Origin of the sequence: Desulfobacter vibrioformis DSM 8776, assembly GCF_000745975.1 — a bacterium.
GTDB lineage: Bacteria > Desulfobacterota > Desulfobacteria > Desulfobacterales > Desulfobacteraceae > Desulfobacter > Desulfobacter vibrioformis.
This window is the reverse complement of record NZ_JQKJ01000002.1, coordinates 42,990-59,127: the sequence shown is the minus strand read 5'-3', so window position 1 is coordinate 59,127 and position 16,138 is coordinate 42,990. Positions and strand designations below refer to the sequence as shown.

Below are 16,138 nucleotides of genomic sequence, written 5' to 3'. Positions count from 1 at the left end.
TTAATCAGGAGGATAAAATGAAAAACAGATGTTTGAAGTTCCCAACCCTGATCATTCTTGTTTGTTTTGGCTTAACCACTATCCTGCCGGTCACGGCTCTGGCCGGGCCGGGGGCGAAATCAGATCCCTGGGGCGGTCACGGGAGAGGGCACGGCGGAGGGCACGATTCCAGAGGAAACTCCGGTCCGGTTTTCAGGCATGTTCCGCCGGGCGGCCAAATGCTCAGGCACAAGGGAAATGACTATTTTTTCCACAGAGGCCGCTTTTACAGGCATGGACCCAAGGGGTATTTTGGGGTGCGCCCGCCGCTGAATATCATCGCCTACAGTCTTCCGGCTGCTGCGGTCACGGTGCTGATCGGGGGATTAACCTATTATGTGTATGACAATGTTTATTATAGAAGAGTGCCTGCCGGATATCAGGTGGTACAAGTTCCCACCCAGACAACAACCGTTGTGCAGATACCCCCTGAAGCACCCGTGAATCCGGCGGGTTCCGAAACCCAGGTCGTGGTAACGGCTAAACTTCTCAATGTCCGGTCCGGCCCGGGAACAAACCATGCCGTTTTAACCCGGATTTATATGGGCAATGTTCTGATCGTCCAGGGCAGTGCGTCTGGCTGGTATTATGTCCGGCTTCCTGATAATACCTATGGCTGGGTCATGAAAGCGTTTGTTTCGGTGCCCGACATCGGGGCCCAGGGGTAGGGACAAGAGACAAGATACAAGAGACAAGATACAAGAGACAAGAGGGTGAAGCGCCTGGGGCGCCTATTTTAGCCCCGCATTATCGGTGTCTTTAGTTTCATTATTTGTTGTGGGCTTGCGGCCCATGGGAGTTATATGGATTTTAATAGTCCACCAGATACGAGGAAATACCATGAGAATCGTTACCCGTCCTGATTTTGACGGCATTGTCTGCGCAGTCCTTCTGCGCCAGGCCCTGGATACGTCTTTACCGATATACTGGATAGAGCCCAATGCCATTCATTCGGGTGCCGCTGATATCCGGGACGGTGACATCCTTGCCAATCTGCCCTGGCATACCCATGCCTATTTGTGGTTTGATCACCATATCTCCAACAAACCCGCCCAGGACGTGCCTGGCGCCTTTGAGGTTGCACCGTCTGCCGCCTGTGTGATCTACCAGTATTATAAAGCCCGCAACCTTCTGGACAACCGGTTTGATGAACTGGTGGATCAGACCAATATGATTGATTCCGCCGATCTGACCCGGGCACAGGTTAAAACGCCTGAAGACTATCCTTACCTGATTTTGTCCATGACCATTAAAAATAAAGATTTTCAGGATATCCCCTATTGGGACCGCCTGGTGGAGATGCTTGGCAAAGCGGATATTAACGCCATATTACAGGACCCTGATGTGGACAGGCGGTGCCGGGAAGTGGTTGAGGAAAACAAGGCATTTAAAAATTACCTGGAAACCTATACCACCATGGTTGAACGAATTTCCGTGACCGATTTCAGAACGCTGGAAAACGTACCTTCGGGCAACCGTTTTCTGACCTACTCCCTGTTTGAAGACGCCATTGCCAGTGTAAAGATCCGGTATGACGGGCAGGACAAAAAACATGTTCTGATCAGCGTTGGTCACAGCATCTTCAATCCTGAATGCCGGGTAAATGTGGGTTCCATGCTGGCCCGCTATGGCGGCGGCGGACATTTCGGGGCCGGCGGATGCACGCTGGACGCCCGTGATGCCCAGAAAAAAATTGACGAAATCCTGGACATTTTAAAGATCAATCAGGACCAGGGATAGTTTCCCGCTATTCAATCTTCCGGACTTTGTCCCTGATGGAGCCGTTTTCCGCAGCTTCCATGAATTCGTGACCCAGTCTTTTGCACATCTCTGCGGCTTTGTTCCAGGCCTGGATCCTTTCATTATCCCTGCCCATGAGCCGGATAAAATCCTGGCGGTCCGGGATCCGGCCAAAGGGCAGGGTTGAAACAAATCCGGGAGACGGGGCCAGAAGAATAATCCGGTCCATGGCCCTGCCTTTAAGCCGTCGTTTCGTGAATTTTTTATCAAACCATCCAGGGGTCAGTTCCGTATAAAAGTGGGGATACAGGATAAAACCGGCCTGTTCAGGGTTTAAGGAAAACGCCGGGTGATAATCCAGAAGGCCTCCGTCCCGGTAAGTGCCCTCAGGTGCGCCCGCAATATGATTCACACCCTCCATGACCATGGGGATGGACCCTGATGCCAGAAGTGCTTTGGAAAAATTTTTCCGGTCAAGGGGGACGGGTGTTGTGGGAAAATTGTTTTCCGCCAGTAGCCCGGTGTCATATTGGGGGTGATGGAAGAGAACGCGTTCAAAACAGAATTGCTGAAGTTTTCTGGATATCGCATTCAGGGCAAACGCCTGTCCCACGCCAATGGTCTGGATAATACTGTGTTTTGAACCAATGAGCCCTTTGCACCGGACTGCGGAAAAACCAATGCGGATCCATGGGTGGCTTAAAATTTCATCAATGGCCCGGGGTGTGAGAAATTCATCCATGATCCGCCGGGTCTCCCTGGATATCTGGACTGCTGAAATCCTGCCTTTATAATACTGATGGGCATAGGCGTGTTTAAGCCGGTCAAAGGCCTCCTGGCAGTTGGCCTGGGCTGCTGCGGCAAATTTCCATGCCCCGATGGAGGTGCCGAACAGGTGCAAAGGCCGGGTCCGCCCTGAAAACCACTGGGAAAAAATTACGGAATCAAGCCCGTAAATGCTGAGCCATTTGGCGGCACCCGAGGCCCCGAGCATGGCATCGATATGGTCAGGAGAAAGGCCGTTTTCTTGAATATGGTGGTAAGCGGTTGATCCGGCAAGAATAGTGAGATTGTCTGGCATGGGTGGGTACCTTCTCTTTTAAATTTCCTTTTTAAAATTTTCCTGAACCAGGGACTTCAGAAAGGCCGCGCAGTAAGCCTGGTCCCTCTCCAGCGTTTTGTTCTGTTTTTATCTGCCCTGCCAGTCATCTGGTTTTCTATGCAGATGCATCACTGCCATGATCCTGATATGGTTATTAACCACCCGATAGAGGATTCCGTATGGAAATTTGTTTGTGAGACAACGCCTTGTGTTTGCGTCAATATCTGTCCAGGCATATGGATGCTCACATATTCGTTTAATGGTGGCGTAAACTTCTTCAGAGAACCTTTCGCCTAAACCAGCCTGACATTCTTCGTAATATTCAATGGCATCAATGAATTCTTTTTCAGCAATTTCATGAAAGCTAAATTTCATTTTGAAAATCGCTTCCGGATTTTTTCAAAAACCTCATCACCGGGAATAAGTTTTGCCTCTCCACGGTCAAGTGCTTGGCAACGGCGTTCAACTTCATCTGACCATGCCTGATCAATATCTTTTTGAATCGGTAAATTGATACTAATCAGCAGCTTGTCTATAAGTATAAGCCGTTCATCTACCGGAAGATTGATTGCTTGGTCATATATTTTTTCTGATATGCATTCCATTATGTCATCTCCTTTTTTATTTGAATATACAGATGACAGCCTCATTGTTCAATAATCAAAGGCGGATATTGTTTGGAACAGAACACAAGCATATATATATGGAAATTAAATGCCGGCCCAAATATTGTCATCGGCTTTTTCATTGCCGCTCCTGTTCATCTGTTTCTACGCGATTTTTTATCCTGGCCACCCCCATGGCCATCATGGATTTATCGAAAAGATAAACATCTTGACTTTATATTATCTGTTAGATAGGAACACTTCAAAAAATAGAAGACTTCCCCTGTAAGCCAGATTGAAGATGTTATCGTGACTGCTACAAAAACCAGTGTAAGTGAGGAATTGTCACCAGTCACAGCCTATAGCGTAGATCGGGAGGATCTGGATTGCCAGCCTTCCTATTACATGAATAACTTTGGCGAATTTATCCGGGATCTTCCCGGGGTCAGTGTGAGCCAGTATTACCCATGGGGTCCGCCCTGGATTCAGTTGAGTTTCACGAATTATCCTGGGGGTTGAAGCACCGGATGCCGGGCAGGTTTTCTGGAAGGGGCGACTTGTATGCGATGCAAAGACGCGGCCCAACCGCAAGTTTTTTAGCAGGGTCCAGATGGTCTGGCAGGACCCCTTTGTCTACCTGAACCCTTTTTTATCGGTTCGTACGTCAATCGTTGAACCCATGGCCGCCTTTGGCATTGGCACGGCGCGGGAGCGCCGGGACCGGGCTGATGCGCTGATGCAGGCCATGGGCCTTGACCCGGACCTGGGCCGGTACCGGCCGGGAATGCTCTCCGGCGGGCAGTGCCAGCGGGCTGCCATTGCCCGGGCGTTGTCAGTTTCACCGGAACTGCTGATCTGCGATGAAGTGCTTTGTGGTCTGGATCTGCCGTTGCAGGCTGATATCATGGCCCATCTGACATCCATTCAGAAAGATTTCAATATGGCGCTTCTCTTTATTTCCCATGACCGGGACAGCACCTCCCGGGTGTGCTCCCGGATTATTCATCTGGGCGGAAAAACAATTTTGCCGCAACCGGATTGATATCTTACGCGAAAAAAGGTACTTTTTCCAAAGCATATAATTTTTATAATCTTAGAAAATGTGAGGGCTACAATGAAAACTGAAAAACCAGGCGATTTTTTTTCAGGCAAGAATAGAGAATCACTTTCAAACCTTGGTTTCAAGGCAATGACATTGGTCATGAAACTGATGGATGTATTGGGCCGCCATTCACAGAAAAATTTTAAAACCCTGGGGTTGAAATCCGGTCAGACGGTTATTGATTATGGCTGCGGGCCGGCCAGGTACATTGGATTTGCATCCGGCGCGGTGGGTAAAACGGGCAAAGTTATTGCAGTGGACATTCACCCCCTTGCCATTGCCAAAGTAAAAGAAAAAATTAAAAAACTTTCGCTGACCAACGTTGAAGCTGTTCTCGCAGAAAACAATAGAACACCCATAAGTGATGAAACTGCTGATATCGTTTACGCTCTGGACATGTTTCACATGGTGGAGAACACGAATCTATTTTTAAAGGAATTGAGCAGACTGGTTAAAAAAGACGGAACAATAATTATTGAAGATGGGCATCAACCCAGAACCCAGACGATTCAGAAAATTAAACAATCCAGGTGCTTAAAAATTATCCGGGAAACCAAATCTCATGTGAAATGCCAACGGTCATGACCCAGGTCTTCAGGGCAATCGCATTTTAAAGATACGATTAAGCTCCAATGAAGTTGAATTTAAAAAGGACTTCTTCAGATTCAATCAAAATGAGTAACTTCTACTTCAATGTCATAAACTTAAGCATTGAGTATTTTATTTTACCATGAAGGACATGAAGAATATATACTTGAAAATCAATCTTCATGCTCTTCATGGTTTTAAATAAAAATTTGAATTGGGGTACAAATTATGAGCAAACTAAATTCGAAAAGTTAGACACCCCAAATGACTTCATTACCAAAGGAATGAAAATGGATAGAAAAACCAAAATAAGGGGATACAAAAATACTCCGCGTCCAATGGGTGTCTTCCGGATCATAAACAAGGTTAACGGTAAAGTTCTTATAGGCTCGAGTCTTAATTTAACAGCAAGACTTAATCGCTTTAAATCTGAGTTGAAGTTGGGTAGCTGCCGCAATGTTGTTTTACAAAAAGAATGGAAGGAATTTGGACATGAGGCGTTTATATTTGAAGAACTTGAAATTCTCGAGCCATTGGATGATCCGAATTATGATCCTGCCGAAGATCTCAAATGTCTTGAGGAGCTATGGACAGAAAAACTGAAGCCATATGGTGAAAAGGGTTATAATAAACAACCCCAAAATATCACTTAACCCGTTGTTTCACCGGACTTGCTGACACTTTCATGGTGACCTCGCCGTGTCCAAAATTTGTTTGTGAAGATTGGAAAGCCTGCTGACTTCTGCTCTGTCACCAGACAAGTAGTGGACCGGATACCGCGAATCCCTTTAAAACTGAATGCAATGAATATAGACGCGATTCAAAAATCGAAAAAAGCATTTCTGATACTTGGACTATTTTTAGTCATAGCAATTACAATCAATATTAACGGCTGGCATATATTTGACCACTCATAGCTCTGCTCTTCTGGGCGTAACCGCCGTCCTTGCCCGGGTGGGACCATGGCGCCGCAAATGGGTTTATGCAACACGCCACTGATCGTCCTTTGTTTTATATTTCAGTGATGTCCGGCTGCCCCACCCAAAGGTCTGGCCCGTGTTGAGCCAGACCTGGATGGATGCCCTTGACAAAGCACTTGATTTCGAAAAACAAGGGTGTATATATAATCAATATTTATTTTTATGAAACCTGTTTGGTCTAACATTTTAAACTTTCCCGGCAAGGGCTATAGCTGAAGAAACAGAAGGTGCTCCCATGAACGGTATCCTGAATGCAGCGTCCGAACTCGTTGACCCGAACGTCTCAAAAAACCCCGATAAAACAGCCATTTATTACAGGAACGAAAAAATTTCCTACGGCGCTCTTCAGGAGGGGATCAACCGGTTCGGCAAGCTGCTCGCCCAGACCGGCGTACGTCCCGGGGAACGTCTCATCATTGCCTTGCCCGACTCGCCGGCCTTTTTCTATGCCTTTCTGGGCAGCATCCGGCACGGGGCCTGGCCTGTGCCCCTCAGCCCGGCCCTTTCCAGGACCGGATACGACTTCATCGTCCAGGATGCCGGGGCCGTTGCCCTGGTCACCCGTACCGACTGCAGCGCGGCCCAGGCTTCCGGCAGCACGCTCCGGCATCGATTTTACGTGGACACCCCGGAATATGCCGCAGGGATCACCCAGGCTTCCCCGGAGCTTGCCCCCCATCCCTCCCGGGAAACGGACATCGCTTTCATGCTGTACAGTTCCGGCAGTACCGGCAACCCAAAGGGCGTGCCCCACCGCCACAGGGATATGGTCGCAACCGCAGACACCTATGCCCGGCAGGTGCTGGATGCCACCGAAACCGACCGCTTCTTTTCCGTAGCCAAACTCTTTTTTGCCTTTGGCCTGGGGAACAGCCTCTCCTTTCCCCTGAGGGCCGGCGCATCTGTCATCCTGAATCCCGATCCCCCGACTCCCCCTGACATTTTGAATATGATCGGGCAATACCGGCCCACGCTTTTTTTCGCCGTCCCCACCATTTACAACATGCTGTTGAAAACCATGGAGACCGAATCCCTGGATACAGGCGCCTTACGGCTCTGTGTCTCCGCGGGAGAGGCTCTTCCCGCCGATCTCTTTCATGACTGGAAACGACTTACCGGCGTGGAGATTCTGGACGGCATCGGGTCCACCGAAGCCTTGCATATCTTCCTGTCCAACCGGGCGGGCCAGGTGCGGCCCGGGACCTCCGGCACCCCTGTCCCGGGTTGGGAGACCAAGGTGGTCGACGAGAACGGCCGCGCCGTGCCCCCCGGCACCCTGGGACGCCTCTGGATCAGGGGTGATGCCACCGCCCCCCATTACTGGAACCGCCCCGAAAAAACCCGGGAAACCATGAGGGAAGAGGGGTGGCTGGACACCGGGGATGTTTACATCCAAACCCCGGGGACGGAAGGGGCCTTCGTCTTCCAGGGCCGGGGGGACGACATGTTCAAGGTGGACGCCAACTGGGTCTCTCCCATCCGGGTGGAAGCGGTCCTTCGGGAGCATCCAGCGGTGCTGGAGTGCGCCGTGTCCCACCGCAGGCTGGAAGGCCTGGCCAAACCCCTGGCCCTGGTGGTGCTCAGGCCGGGCTTCGAGGGAAATCCCAAACTCGTCGGGACGCTCCGCCGCCATGTCCTGGCAAACCTTCCGGCCTATATGTGCCCGGTACAGATCGACTTTGTCCAGGGCCTGCCCAAGACCGAAACCGGTAAAGTTCAAAGATTCCGGCTAAAGAAAGACTGACGCCGTGGTTCTTGTTTTTAACCCCCAATACCCCCATTTAATAAGGAGACAACCCGTGAAAGTTACCGCAGAAGGCATTCTTGCCGTCATCAAAGAGAGCATCGAAGACCAGGAAGTCGTGGCCAAGTTGAAAGCCGACGTCCCCCTGCTGCAGCAGGGCCTTGATTCCATCGACATGCCTGTGATCGCCGTGGCCACGGAAAAGAAGTTCGGCGTCAACCTGTCCGACGCCCAGGCCACCAAACTTAAAACCGTCAACGACTTTGTTGCCTTTGTTAATCAGAAACTGAGCTAAACCTGAAAGCGAGGCAAACACCCATGGAATATGCCGGCCCCAAGGGGCAAAATCTTAGTATGAGGGTTGAAAGAAAACTATCCGTGGACCCGGAACAGACCTTTGTCATCGACCGGTTTCGTGCGGAGGACGCACCGGGAATCGCGTCCCTGTATCTTGCCGTATACGGGCCGGCATATCCCTTTGACACCTACTATATCCCCGAAAAACTCATTGAGGCCAACCGTTGCGGCGACATCCATTCCGTTGTGGCCAGGACCCCCAAAGGGGACATCGTGGCCCACGGGGCCATGTACAAAAGCGCACCCCATTACAACAACCTTCTGGAAATCGGCCAGTATCTTGTCCTGAAAGAATACAGGACCACCTTTGCCGCCTTCCGGATCAACGAGTACGTGGCTGGCGAACTTCTCCGGCAGGTCTGTCCTGACGGCATTTTCGGAGAGGCGGTCTGCAACCATATCATCACCCAGAAATCCACACGCCTGGCTGGCCTGTCCGAAACGGCCCTGGAAATGGGCCTCATGCCCCGGGAGGTATATATAAAGGAAAACGAGTCAGCGGACCGCATTTCCTGCATCATGTTCTTCAGGTCATGGAAGGACCGGCCCCGGGAAATCTTCATTCCCGATGCCTACCGGGAACAGGCCGCGTTCATCCTGGCGGATCTTGGGATGGATCTGACCCTGGGCCCGGAAGGGAGGACAGCCCCCCGCCGGGGGACGGCCACTGTCATGGACACCGTTTTCATCGAATTTGCCGGGGTGGGCCGGATCAACCTCGTCGCACTGGGGACGGATTTTCCCGCCCGTCTTTCGGCGTTTGAGGCGGATATGGAATCCAGGAACGCGGCCGTGCGTCAGGTTTTCGTCAACCTGTCCGACCCTTCCGGCACTACTGCGGTCCAGATACTCAGGGAGCGGGGATATTTCTTCGGCGGTCTGGTCCCCCGCTGGTTCGATACAGACGGTATCCTCATGCAAAAGCTCTTGAAACTGCCCGATTTCAGCACCATCCGCCTCCATTCCAAGAAAGCCAAGACCATCGGGGAGATGGTGGCGGCGGATGCCCGGAACTGTGCCGGCCGGGCTGCCCCGGAAACCTAAAAAAAAGAGCCCCCCATGACGCTGCCCGATTTTGACCGCCTCAAAGCCCTGTGGGAAGACCCTGAATTCACCGAAGTCGCCCACTGGCAGGCCCGCCACCCCGGCGCGCCAGTGGTGGGCTATCTGCCGGCCTACGCCCCCCGGGAACTGGTGTACGCCGCAGGGGGACTGGCGGTGGGGCTCTGGGGCGCAGGCCCCCAGGTGGAAATCATTCGGGGAGACATCTATTACCAGTCCTATATCTGCCGCCTGCCCCGGAGCGTTCTTGAAACAGCCCCTGCCCTGGGGGCGTTTTCCGGCGTGATCTTCCCGTCCATCTGCGATGTGATGCGCAACCTTTCCGGCATGTGGCAGATCCTGTTCCCCCACCAGTGGGCTGCATATCTGGACCTGCCCCAGAACTTCTCTTCGGAAACCGGGGGACGGTTCTTTCACGAGACCCTCATCGACCTGGCCACCCGTATCCTGGGCCACCCCCCTGACGCGGCCTACAGCCAAAGGCTGGCCCAGGCCATCGCCCTGACCAACCGGCAGACAGACCTCTTCAGGCGGTTGGCCGGCCTGAGGTCAAAATTTCCCTGGAAGGTGCCTATGGATGAATGGTACACCCTGCTGCGCAGCGCCCTGGTCCTCCATCCCGAAGCGCATATCCCCATGCTTGCCGCCTATCTCGCCCTTGCCGAAAAAAGGGACAGCCGACCCCTGGACCACATCCGGGTCCACCTGGCCGGGGCTTTCTGCGAACAGCCCACAATCGGCCTTCTCAAGACCATCGAAGCCTCGGGATGCTATATCGTGAGCCATGACCTGTTGCTCGGGCTGCACTGGTTCACCGCCCCCCTGAAGGAAACGGGCGATCCCTTTGAAAGCCTTGTGGACGGCTACCTGAACCGGTCCGGCCCGGCCCCCTTTAAGTACTGCGGCCCCCGGGAAAAGGCGGAAACGTTCCTGGCCCTGGTCCGGGAGCACCGGGCCGACGGCGTGATCTTCGCGGCCCCCTCCTTTTGTGACCCGTCCCTGCTGGACCGGACCTTGCTCCGGGAGGCCCTGGAAACCCACGGCATTCCCAGTGCCAGCTTCAAATACGCAGAGAACACCTGCCAGTACAGCGGCATTGCCGAGGTCGCCGGAACCTTCAGCGACAGCATCCGTCTGTGGCCCAAGGAGTCCTGACATGGACAGCATTCCCATGAAATCCCCTTCTGCCAAACACTTCCAAAAGCAGATTCTGGACGACTACTTCGACCGGCTGGCTTCGGCCCGGGACCGGGGTCAGAAAGTGGTCTACACCTTTGTGCCCGGGAACCTTACGGAACTGATCCTCTCCTTTGACCTGCTGCCGGTCTATCCTGAGGTCAACGCCCTGCAGTCGGCACTCCGGGGAGATTCGGGTAATTTTGTCAAACGGGCTGAAATGGCCGGGCACTCCGAAGATGTCTGCTCCTATGTGAAGTGCGACATCGGCATGATGCTCCTGGGCAACACGGGCCCGGCCGGAAAGCCCCTGCCGCCGCCGGACCTTTTGCTGCTCTCCTACACCGGCTGCTTCACCTTCATGAAGTGGTTCGAAAACCTTGCTGCCCTGTACGACTGCCCCATCGCGCTGCTTCACGTGCCCTACCAGGCCGAGGGTGGTGTTACCCCGGCCATGACCCGGTACGTGGTGCGGCAACTGGAAGAGGAGATCATCCCGGCCATGGCCCGGGTCTCGGGCAGGCCCTACGACCCGGAAAAAATCCGGGCCATGTGCGCGCTTGCGGCCCAGTCCGAATCCCTGTTCGTCCGCTGCCTGGAAAGCGCACAACACGTTCCCTCCCCCATTGACAGCTACTTTGGCGGGGTGTTCTACATGTTCCCCATATTCACCGCCTTTCGGGGGACCTTGGAGGCCGTCAAATACTACCGGCTCCTGTTGGAAGAGATCGAAAAACGGATCCGGGAAAACCGTACCGCCTTTACCCTGGAAGGGGATTTGCCGGAAGAACGCTACCGCATCGTGGTGGAGGGCCCTCCCAACTGGACCCATTTCTGGGAGTTGTGGAAACTGTTTTACCGCAGGGGCGCGGTGGTGGTGGCCGGTTCCTACGTCCGGGTAGGAGGCATTTACGACAACGGTTTCCGGCACGACCCGGACCATCCCTTGGAAAGCTTTGCCCGGTACTGCATGGGCTGCTACACCAACCTGAGTGTCCCGGCCCGGGTGGATCTGCTGACCCGGTTCATGGAAGATTACAAGGCGGACGGACTTGTGGTCCACTCCGTCAAGAGCTGTAACTCCTTTGGCGCGGGCCAGCTTTTGATCCTGAAAGAAGTGGAAAAGAGGACGGCAAAACCCTGCGGTTTCATTGAATCGGACCTGGTGGATCCCCAGTATTTTTCGAGGGCCCATATCAAAAACCGGCTGGATGCCTATTTCCAGATGATCGACGAAAGAAGGGCGTACCATGATCGCAACCCTGGGCATTGACCTGGGCAGCACCACCTGCAAGGCGGTGCTGCTGAGCAAAGAGGGCAAAGTTTTGGGCCGGGGCATTACCAACACCCGGGCCGATTACCGGGTTTCCGCGGACATCGCGGCAAGGGAGGCTATCCTGGATGCAGACCTTGCGCTGCTGGGCAGCCTCGGCCGTCTTTCCACCGAAACCCTGACCCTTACTGAAAGGCGCCTGCGCCTGGCCGGCTTCCGCCGAAGGCTCCAAATCCTTCACCAGGCCCTTTGCCGTGTCATGGACCGGACGGCCGCCCCCGGCCTTGCTGACCTGGCCCGGGACGTGGACAAGGCCCTGGATGCCGGTGATGCCTCTAACGGAGCCCACAGCCGGGTCTTGGATCAGATCATGGACCGGAGCCTTTTTTTCAGGGACATCGCCCTCGCTCTTTACCTGGATGCGGCCCGCCTCAGGGGCAGCCTGGACGAGGAAACGCTGGCCACAGGGCTTGCCAAGGCCCTGGCCGCCACGGAAAACACCGTGTTCTCAAAGGCTTTGGACGAGACTGCCGCCACGGACCTGCCGCCGGCTGTACGGCCCCTGATCCCGAAACTTGCGGCAATAAGGCCCAGGATCGCCGGCCAGATCGGGACCGGTTACGGCCGCGCCCTCCTGCCCTTTCCGGAAACGGAAATCCGGTCGGAAATCCTGTGCCACGGCAAAGGGGCCCGTTACCTGTTCCCGGACGCCCGGACCGTCCTGGACATCGGGGGACAGGACACCAAGGCCATCCAGTTGGATGAAAACGGACTTGTGGCCTCCTTCTTCATGAATGACCGGTGTGCGGCCGGCTGCGGCAGGTACCTGGGATACGTGGCCGAGGAGCTGGGGATCGGCCTCACCGACCTGGGGCCTTTAGCCTGCACGGCCTGCCGCGCAGTCCCCGTGACCTCCACCTGCACGGTCTTTGCCGGAACGGAAGTGAGAAGCCTGCTGTATGCCGGTGAAAAGCAGGAGGAGGTGCTTTTAGGGCTTCACCGGGCCGTGGTTCTTCGTGCGCTCTCTCTTCTGGCCCGGTCCGGGGGGATCTTTGACGCCCTGGTTTTTACCGGAGGTGTGGCCCAAAATCAGGCCGTGGTCAGAACCCTGAAAGAATACCTGGCTAAAGACCATGCGGATCTTACGCTTCATATTCACCCGGATGCCGTCTATACCGGCGCCCTGGGCGCCGCGCTGTACGCCCTGGAGACATTATGAGCCTTTGCGGATGCGATGTGGGAACAGGTGCAGTTAAACTCGCGGTCATGGCCGAGGAGAGTCACGATCTGCTGTTCTGCTGTCGTGAAACCCTGCGGAAAAAAGCCCCGGAAACGGCGGTGAACCGCTGCTTTGACGCGGCAGCCCGGGCCGGCTTCCCCCTGGATGGCTTTTCTTACATCGCCGCTACGGGGGACGTGACAGCCGTCACCGCCCGTACCGGCACCTTCTTCGCCATGACCTGCCACGCCCGGGGGGCCCGGCATTTCTCCCCCGAAGCCATGAGCGTTCTGGATATCGGCGCCCTTCACATGCGGGCCATGGTGCTGGATCCCCGGGGGAAGATCCTCTCCTACAAGATGACCAGCCAATGCGCCTCGGGCATGGGAAGGTTCTTAGAAAACGTGGGCCAGTACCTGGGCCTTGGCTTTGAGGAGATGCAGGCCCTCTCCCTTGCCTCAGAGGATCCAAGCCCCCTGTCCGCGGTATGCGCGGTCCTGGCGGAAACAGACATCATCAACCAGGTGTCAAGGGGGGTTCCCATGGCAGACATTGTCCGGGGCATCCACGACGCCATGGCCCAACGGGCCGTGAAGCTGCTCTCCACCGCAGGCCTTATCCCCCCGCTGGCCGTTACAGGCGGCCTGGCCGCGGACCAGGGCTTTATCCACGCCCTGTCCCAGGCCCTTTCAGCCTCGGGCCTTGGGCTTTCATTGAAAACCCACGAAACAAGTCCCTTTGCCGGTGCCATCGGGGCCGCGCTCTGGGGTGGCACCAGGCTGGGCAGTCTGAAAAAACAGGTCGGATCCCGATAGCCCGGGCTTATCTTTTCTCCCATTCCCGGCGCACCAGGCCTGCCACCTGCTTGTTCCATTCGCCCACCAGGACTGTCCCCTCCCAGTCCGGTTCATCCAGGACCTTTTGCATGAGCATGCCGTCGGTACCGAACCACTGGGGCAGCACCCCGCCGAAAAAGTAGCCCATGGCTGCAAGATGGTTCACGGCCTGTCCCACCCATGGGCGGCCTGTGTTGAGCCAGACCTGGATCACCCGGATACCCTGGGAGATCAGCCGCTCTTCTTCAGCCGTGATCCGGGTCTGAAAATCGGTACCCGTATCGTGCACTGCCACCCGGGCCACCTGGGCGAACTCAAAGGTCTGGGTATGGATCCGGCTTTCCGGGGAGCCGGGCGCCTCTTTTGCAGCCTCAAAGGTCCGTGTGTCGTCTAACCCCTCGTAACAGCGGGAAAACTGGTCTTCCAGTCCCTTGGGCACAAAGACCTTGCAGGGCCTGGGCTTGAGGGTGAAAAAACCCAAAAGGGTTGAGACCCTGCCCTTGGCGCTCTGCTCCTTGGCATAAGCAGCCGCAGGCATGAGGCTGACCTCCATGGCCCGGGTCGGAAAGTTCAATCGGTAGCATAGCTGCTGGGTGAAGGGATGGTTACAGACCGGTTCCCCGTAGATCAGGTCCACGCCTGGGTTCTCCTTGCCCATTTCAATCCCGTGGGCCGCCATCTGGGTGAAGATGCCCTGGCCTCCCCGGTAAAATTTGTGCACCACTCCGGACCCGCTTTCAAATATTCTGGGGTTGGGGGCGGAGTTGAACAGTGCGTTATGGCCCACAACGGCGCCGGAAGGGATCCGCGCCACCGAGGAGATCACCCGGCCTTCCCGGTTTTCTTTGGCCAGCAGTTCAGGCTCAAGATAGGTGCGCACCGGGTACTTGTCCCCGTAAACCGAACGAAAAAGGTCGGTCACGCCCACGGCATCTTCGGGGCGGAAACGGTGGATGGTCCACTCCTGGTCCGGTTCCACCGGGATAGCATTCATCGTCATATATTTCTCCTTTTAAACATTCCCACCATGAAAACCCCTGCCAGGCTCAACAGGGCGGCCAGGTAAAAAACCGGGCCGAATCCGGCAACGCCGGCCAGGGCACTGCCCAAAAATGGGCCTATGAAAAAACCGGCCTGGAACATCTGGAATCCCAGGTTGGTGTTGAAACTCTGGAGCCTCTGGTTTGAAATATCGAACATCAGTCCGTTGAATACGGGCATGGCCACGCCCCACCCCAGACCTGCCAAAGCGCCCAGGGCATAAAACAGCGGCAGGCGCAACCCTTGGGGCAGGGAGGCAAGGCTGCCCAGCAGCAGGAAGGACAGTCCCAATCCGGTCAGGACCAGGATCAGCAGCCGGTCCTTGGGGGCCCGGTCCATGGCCTTGCCGGCAAAGAGGCGGATCCCGATTTCTCCCACAGTGGAAAGGGTTAAAAACAGGCCGGCGTTGGGTATGTCAAGTTCCCGGCTGAACCCGTCCAAAAAGAAAAAAACCAGGGCATGGCCGCAGTAAAGACAGAGCATGGCCAAAAGCAGAAGGACCACCTTCGGGTCCGTGAGGTTTGCCATGATCTCTTTTCGGGAAAGTTTCAGGTGCTGGTCCTTGTGCCGGGGTCCGTCCGCTGCATTTTTCGGCACCAGGGGCAGGAGAAGGAAGATCAGGGCGCTCAAGCCCGCAAAGCCCAGCAGCACCCCGGGCAACCCGCCCAGCACCCGGGTCAGAAAGGGAAGCAGCGGCGGCACCAGGGTGTTGGGAATGAGGACCACGATGGAGATGATGCCGAAAAACCGGGCAGATCCCCCCTTGGGCACATGGGGCATCATCAGGGCCGTGAGGGCCGCCCCCATGACTACAAAAGCCAGGCCGTGAAAGATGCGCACCCCCATCAGGCCCGGCAGGCTCCGGGTCAGGCTGTAGGATCCAAGGGCCAGGATGGCCAGCACCGTTCCGAGGACCAGGAAACTTCGGGCATTGCCGGGCTGGAAAAAGGGGATGACCAGGGGCCGGACCAACAGCGATACCCCGGCAAAGATCCCCATGAGCGTGCCGAACCAGGACGGGTCAATGGGGCAGGTCTTAAGATAGGCAAAGAATTCGAAAAAGACCGAGATGTTGGCATAGGTCAGGAAGGCGATGGCCAGGATCACTGTAAAGCTCCGGGTCCAGAACTTTTCCGGCAGGGCCTGATCGTTTGGGGTGTTGGCTTGCATGGACATTCCTTATTGGGTCAGCATGGGGTCGGCAGTTGCCGGAAGATTTGACTCTACCCCGAAACCTTTTCCGTGTCAATGAACAGGACTGACACCCTGATCCG

At 55.2% G+C, this 16,138-nt stretch carries 17 protein-coding genes; 12 read left to right on the top strand and 5 right to left on the bottom strand.

The genetic code is table 11. The features are described from left to right. The first annotated feature begins 17 nt into the window (after positions 1–17). Positions 18–707, top strand: coding sequence for an SH3 domain-containing protein (locus tag Q366_RS02130; RefSeq protein ID WP_035235882.1), 690 nt, complete (start codon positions 18–20; stop codon positions 705–707). 172 nt (positions 708–879) lie between these two features. Beyond that, complete coding sequence (locus tag Q366_RS02125; RefSeq protein ID WP_035235881.1) at positions 880–1,779, top strand: hypothetical protein; 900 nt, start codon at positions 880–882, stop codon at positions 1,777–1,779. A 7-nt stretch (positions 1,780–1,786) separates the two neighbouring features. On the opposite strand, the gene Q366_RS02120 is transcribed toward Q366_RS02125, so the two are convergent. The 3 genes from Q366_RS02120 to Q366_RS02110 form a co-directional block, all read right to left on the bottom strand. Beyond that, positions 1,787–2,860, bottom strand: a complete 1,074-nt coding sequence (locus tag Q366_RS02120) for a hypothetical protein (RefSeq protein ID WP_035235880.1) — start codon at positions 2,858–2,860, stop codon at positions 1,787–1,789. A 108-nt stretch (positions 2,861–2,968) separates the two neighbouring features. Next, positions 2,969–3,256 (bottom strand): type II toxin-antitoxin system RelE/ParE family toxin, encoded by a 288-nt coding sequence (locus Q366_RS02115; RefSeq protein ID WP_035235879.1) that lies wholly within the window; start codon positions 3,254–3,256, stop codon positions 2,969–2,971. After that, positions 3,253–3,486, bottom strand: a complete 234-nt coding sequence (locus Q366_RS02110; protein ID WP_035235878.1) for an addiction module protein — start codon at positions 3,484–3,486, stop codon at positions 3,253–3,255. Before Q366_RS02110 ends, Q366_RS02115 begins: the two co-directional genes overlap by 4 nt. A 502-nt stretch (positions 3,487–3,988) precedes the next feature. Here Q366_RS02110 and Q366_RS02105 point away from each other — a divergent pair. From Q366_RS02105 to Q366_RS02060, 10 genes are all read left to right on the top strand, one after another. Then, the gene (locus Q366_RS02105; protein WP_084691669.1) at positions 3,989–4,528 is read left to right on the top strand and encodes an ATP-binding cassette domain-containing protein; all 540 of its coding nucleotides are present in this window, start codon (positions 3,989–3,991) and stop codon (positions 4,526–4,528) included. Between the two features lie 72 nt (positions 4,529–4,600). Continuing rightward, complete coding sequence (locus Q366_RS02100; RefSeq protein ID WP_035235877.1) at positions 4,601–5,173, top strand: class I SAM-dependent methyltransferase; 573 nt, start codon at positions 4,601–4,603, stop codon at positions 5,171–5,173. 293 nt (positions 5,174–5,466) lie between these two features. Continuing rightward, complete coding sequence (locus tag Q366_RS02095) at positions 5,467–5,829, top strand: GIY-YIG nuclease family protein (RefSeq protein WP_211251855.1); 363 nt, start codon at positions 5,467–5,469, stop codon at positions 5,827–5,829. 562 nt (positions 5,830–6,391) lie between these two features. Beyond that, entirely contained in the window at positions 6,392–7,900 is a 1,509-nt protein-coding gene (locus Q366_RS02090) for a benzoate-CoA ligase family protein (RefSeq protein ID WP_035235876.1), read from the top strand. Positions 7,901–7,955: 55 nt separating this feature from the next. Continuing rightward, on the top strand, positions 7,956–8,195 hold the full coding sequence (locus tag Q366_RS02085) for an acyl carrier protein (protein ID WP_051957770.1): 240 nt from the start codon (positions 7,956–7,958) through the stop codon (positions 8,193–8,195). Between the two features lie 23 nt (positions 8,196–8,218). Continuing rightward, a complete protein-coding gene (locus tag Q366_RS02080; protein ID WP_035235875.1) occupies positions 8,219–9,301 on the top strand; it encodes a hypothetical protein in 1,083 nt (360 codons plus the stop codon). Positions 9,302–9,316: 15 nt separating this feature from the next. Further along, a complete protein-coding gene (locus Q366_RS02075) occupies positions 9,317–10,474 on the top strand; it encodes a 2-hydroxyacyl-CoA dehydratase (protein ID WP_035235874.1) in 1,158 nt (385 codons plus the stop codon). Between the two features lies 1 nt (position 10,475). Next, positions 10,476–11,768: a benzoyl-CoA reductase subunit B gene (gene bcrB, locus Q366_RS02070; RefSeq protein WP_035235873.1), complete on the top strand. Its 1,293-nt coding sequence runs from the start codon at positions 10,476–10,478 to the stop codon at positions 11,766–11,768. After that, positions 11,746–12,987, top strand: coding sequence for a BadF/BadG/BcrA/BcrD ATPase family protein (locus Q366_RS02065; protein WP_035235872.1), 1,242 nt, complete (start codon positions 11,746–11,748; stop codon positions 12,985–12,987). Before bcrB ends, Q366_RS02065 begins: the two co-directional genes overlap by 23 nt. Next, complete coding sequence (locus Q366_RS02060; protein WP_035235871.1) at positions 12,984–13,802, top strand: BadF/BadG/BcrA/BcrD ATPase family protein; 819 nt, start codon at positions 12,984–12,986, stop codon at positions 13,800–13,802. The genes Q366_RS02065 and Q366_RS02060 overlap by 4 nt, the downstream gene beginning before the upstream one ends. 7 nt (positions 13,803–13,809) lie before the next feature. On the opposite strand, the gene Q366_RS02055 is transcribed toward Q366_RS02060, so the two are convergent. Together Q366_RS02055 and Q366_RS02050 are read right to left on the bottom strand one after the other, a co-directional pair. Beyond that, on the bottom strand, positions 13,810–14,823 hold the full coding sequence (locus Q366_RS02055) for a hypothetical protein (protein ID WP_051957768.1): 1,014 nt from the start codon (positions 14,821–14,823) through the stop codon (positions 13,810–13,812). After that, positions 14,820–16,034 (bottom strand): MFS transporter, encoded by a 1,215-nt coding sequence (locus Q366_RS02050; RefSeq protein ID WP_035235870.1) that lies wholly within the window; start codon positions 16,032–16,034, stop codon positions 14,820–14,822. The genes Q366_RS02055 and Q366_RS02050 overlap by 4 nt, the downstream gene beginning before the upstream one ends. Positions 16,035–16,138 lie beyond the last annotated feature (104 nt).

Excerpts from the sequence above, each read along its gene's own strand:
- Q366_RS02060 (WP_035235871.1), top strand. The coding sequence starts at position 12,984 with ATGAGCCTTTGCGGATGCGATGTGGGAACAGGTGCAGTTAAACTCGCG.
- Q366_RS02115 (WP_035235879.1), bottom strand. The coding sequence starts at position 3,256 with ATGAAATTTAGCTTTCATGAAATTGCTGAAAAAGAATTCATTGATGCC.
- Q366_RS02130 (WP_035235882.1), top strand. The coding sequence starts at position 18 with ATGAAAAACAGATGTTTGAAGTTCCCAACCCTGATCATTCTTGTTTGT.
- Q366_RS02050 (WP_035235870.1), bottom strand. The coding sequence starts at position 16,034 with ATGCAAGCCAACACCCCAAACGATCAGGCCCTGCCGGAAAAGTTCTGG.
- bcrB (WP_035235873.1), top strand. The coding sequence starts at position 10,476 with ATGGACAGCATTCCCATGAAATCCCCTTCTGCCAAACACTTCCAAAAG.
- Q366_RS02065 (WP_035235872.1), top strand. The coding sequence starts at position 11,746 with ATGATCGCAACCCTGGGCATTGACCTGGGCAGCACCACCTGCAAGGCG.
- Q366_RS02100 (WP_035235877.1), top strand. The coding sequence starts at position 4,601 with ATGAAAACTGAAAAACCAGGCGATTTTTTTTCAGGCAAGAATAGAGAA.
- Q366_RS02110 (WP_035235878.1), bottom strand. The coding sequence starts at position 3,486 with ATGGAATGCATATCAGAAAAAATATATGACCAAGCAATCAATCTTCCG.
- Q366_RS02075 (WP_035235874.1), top strand. The coding sequence starts at position 9,317 with ATGACGCTGCCCGATTTTGACCGCCTCAAAGCCCTGTGGGAAGACCCT.
- Q366_RS02120 (WP_035235880.1), bottom strand. The coding sequence starts at position 2,860 with ATGCCAGACAATCTCACTATTCTTGCCGGATCAACCGCTTACCACCAT.
- Q366_RS02095 (WP_211251855.1), top strand. The coding sequence starts at position 5,467 with ATGGATAGAAAAACCAAAATAAGGGGATACAAAAATACTCCGCGTCCA.
- Q366_RS02090 (WP_035235876.1), top strand. The coding sequence starts at position 6,392 with ATGAACGGTATCCTGAATGCAGCGTCCGAACTCGTTGACCCGAACGTC.
- Q366_RS02125 (WP_035235881.1), top strand. The coding sequence starts at position 880 with ATGAGAATCGTTACCCGTCCTGATTTTGACGGCATTGTCTGCGCAGTC.
- Q366_RS02055 (WP_051957768.1), bottom strand. The coding sequence starts at position 14,823 with ATGACGATGAATGCTATCCCGGTGGAACCGGACCAGGAGTGGACCATC.
- Q366_RS02080 (WP_035235875.1), top strand. The coding sequence starts at position 8,219 with ATGGAATATGCCGGCCCCAAGGGGCAAAATCTTAGTATGAGGGTTGAA.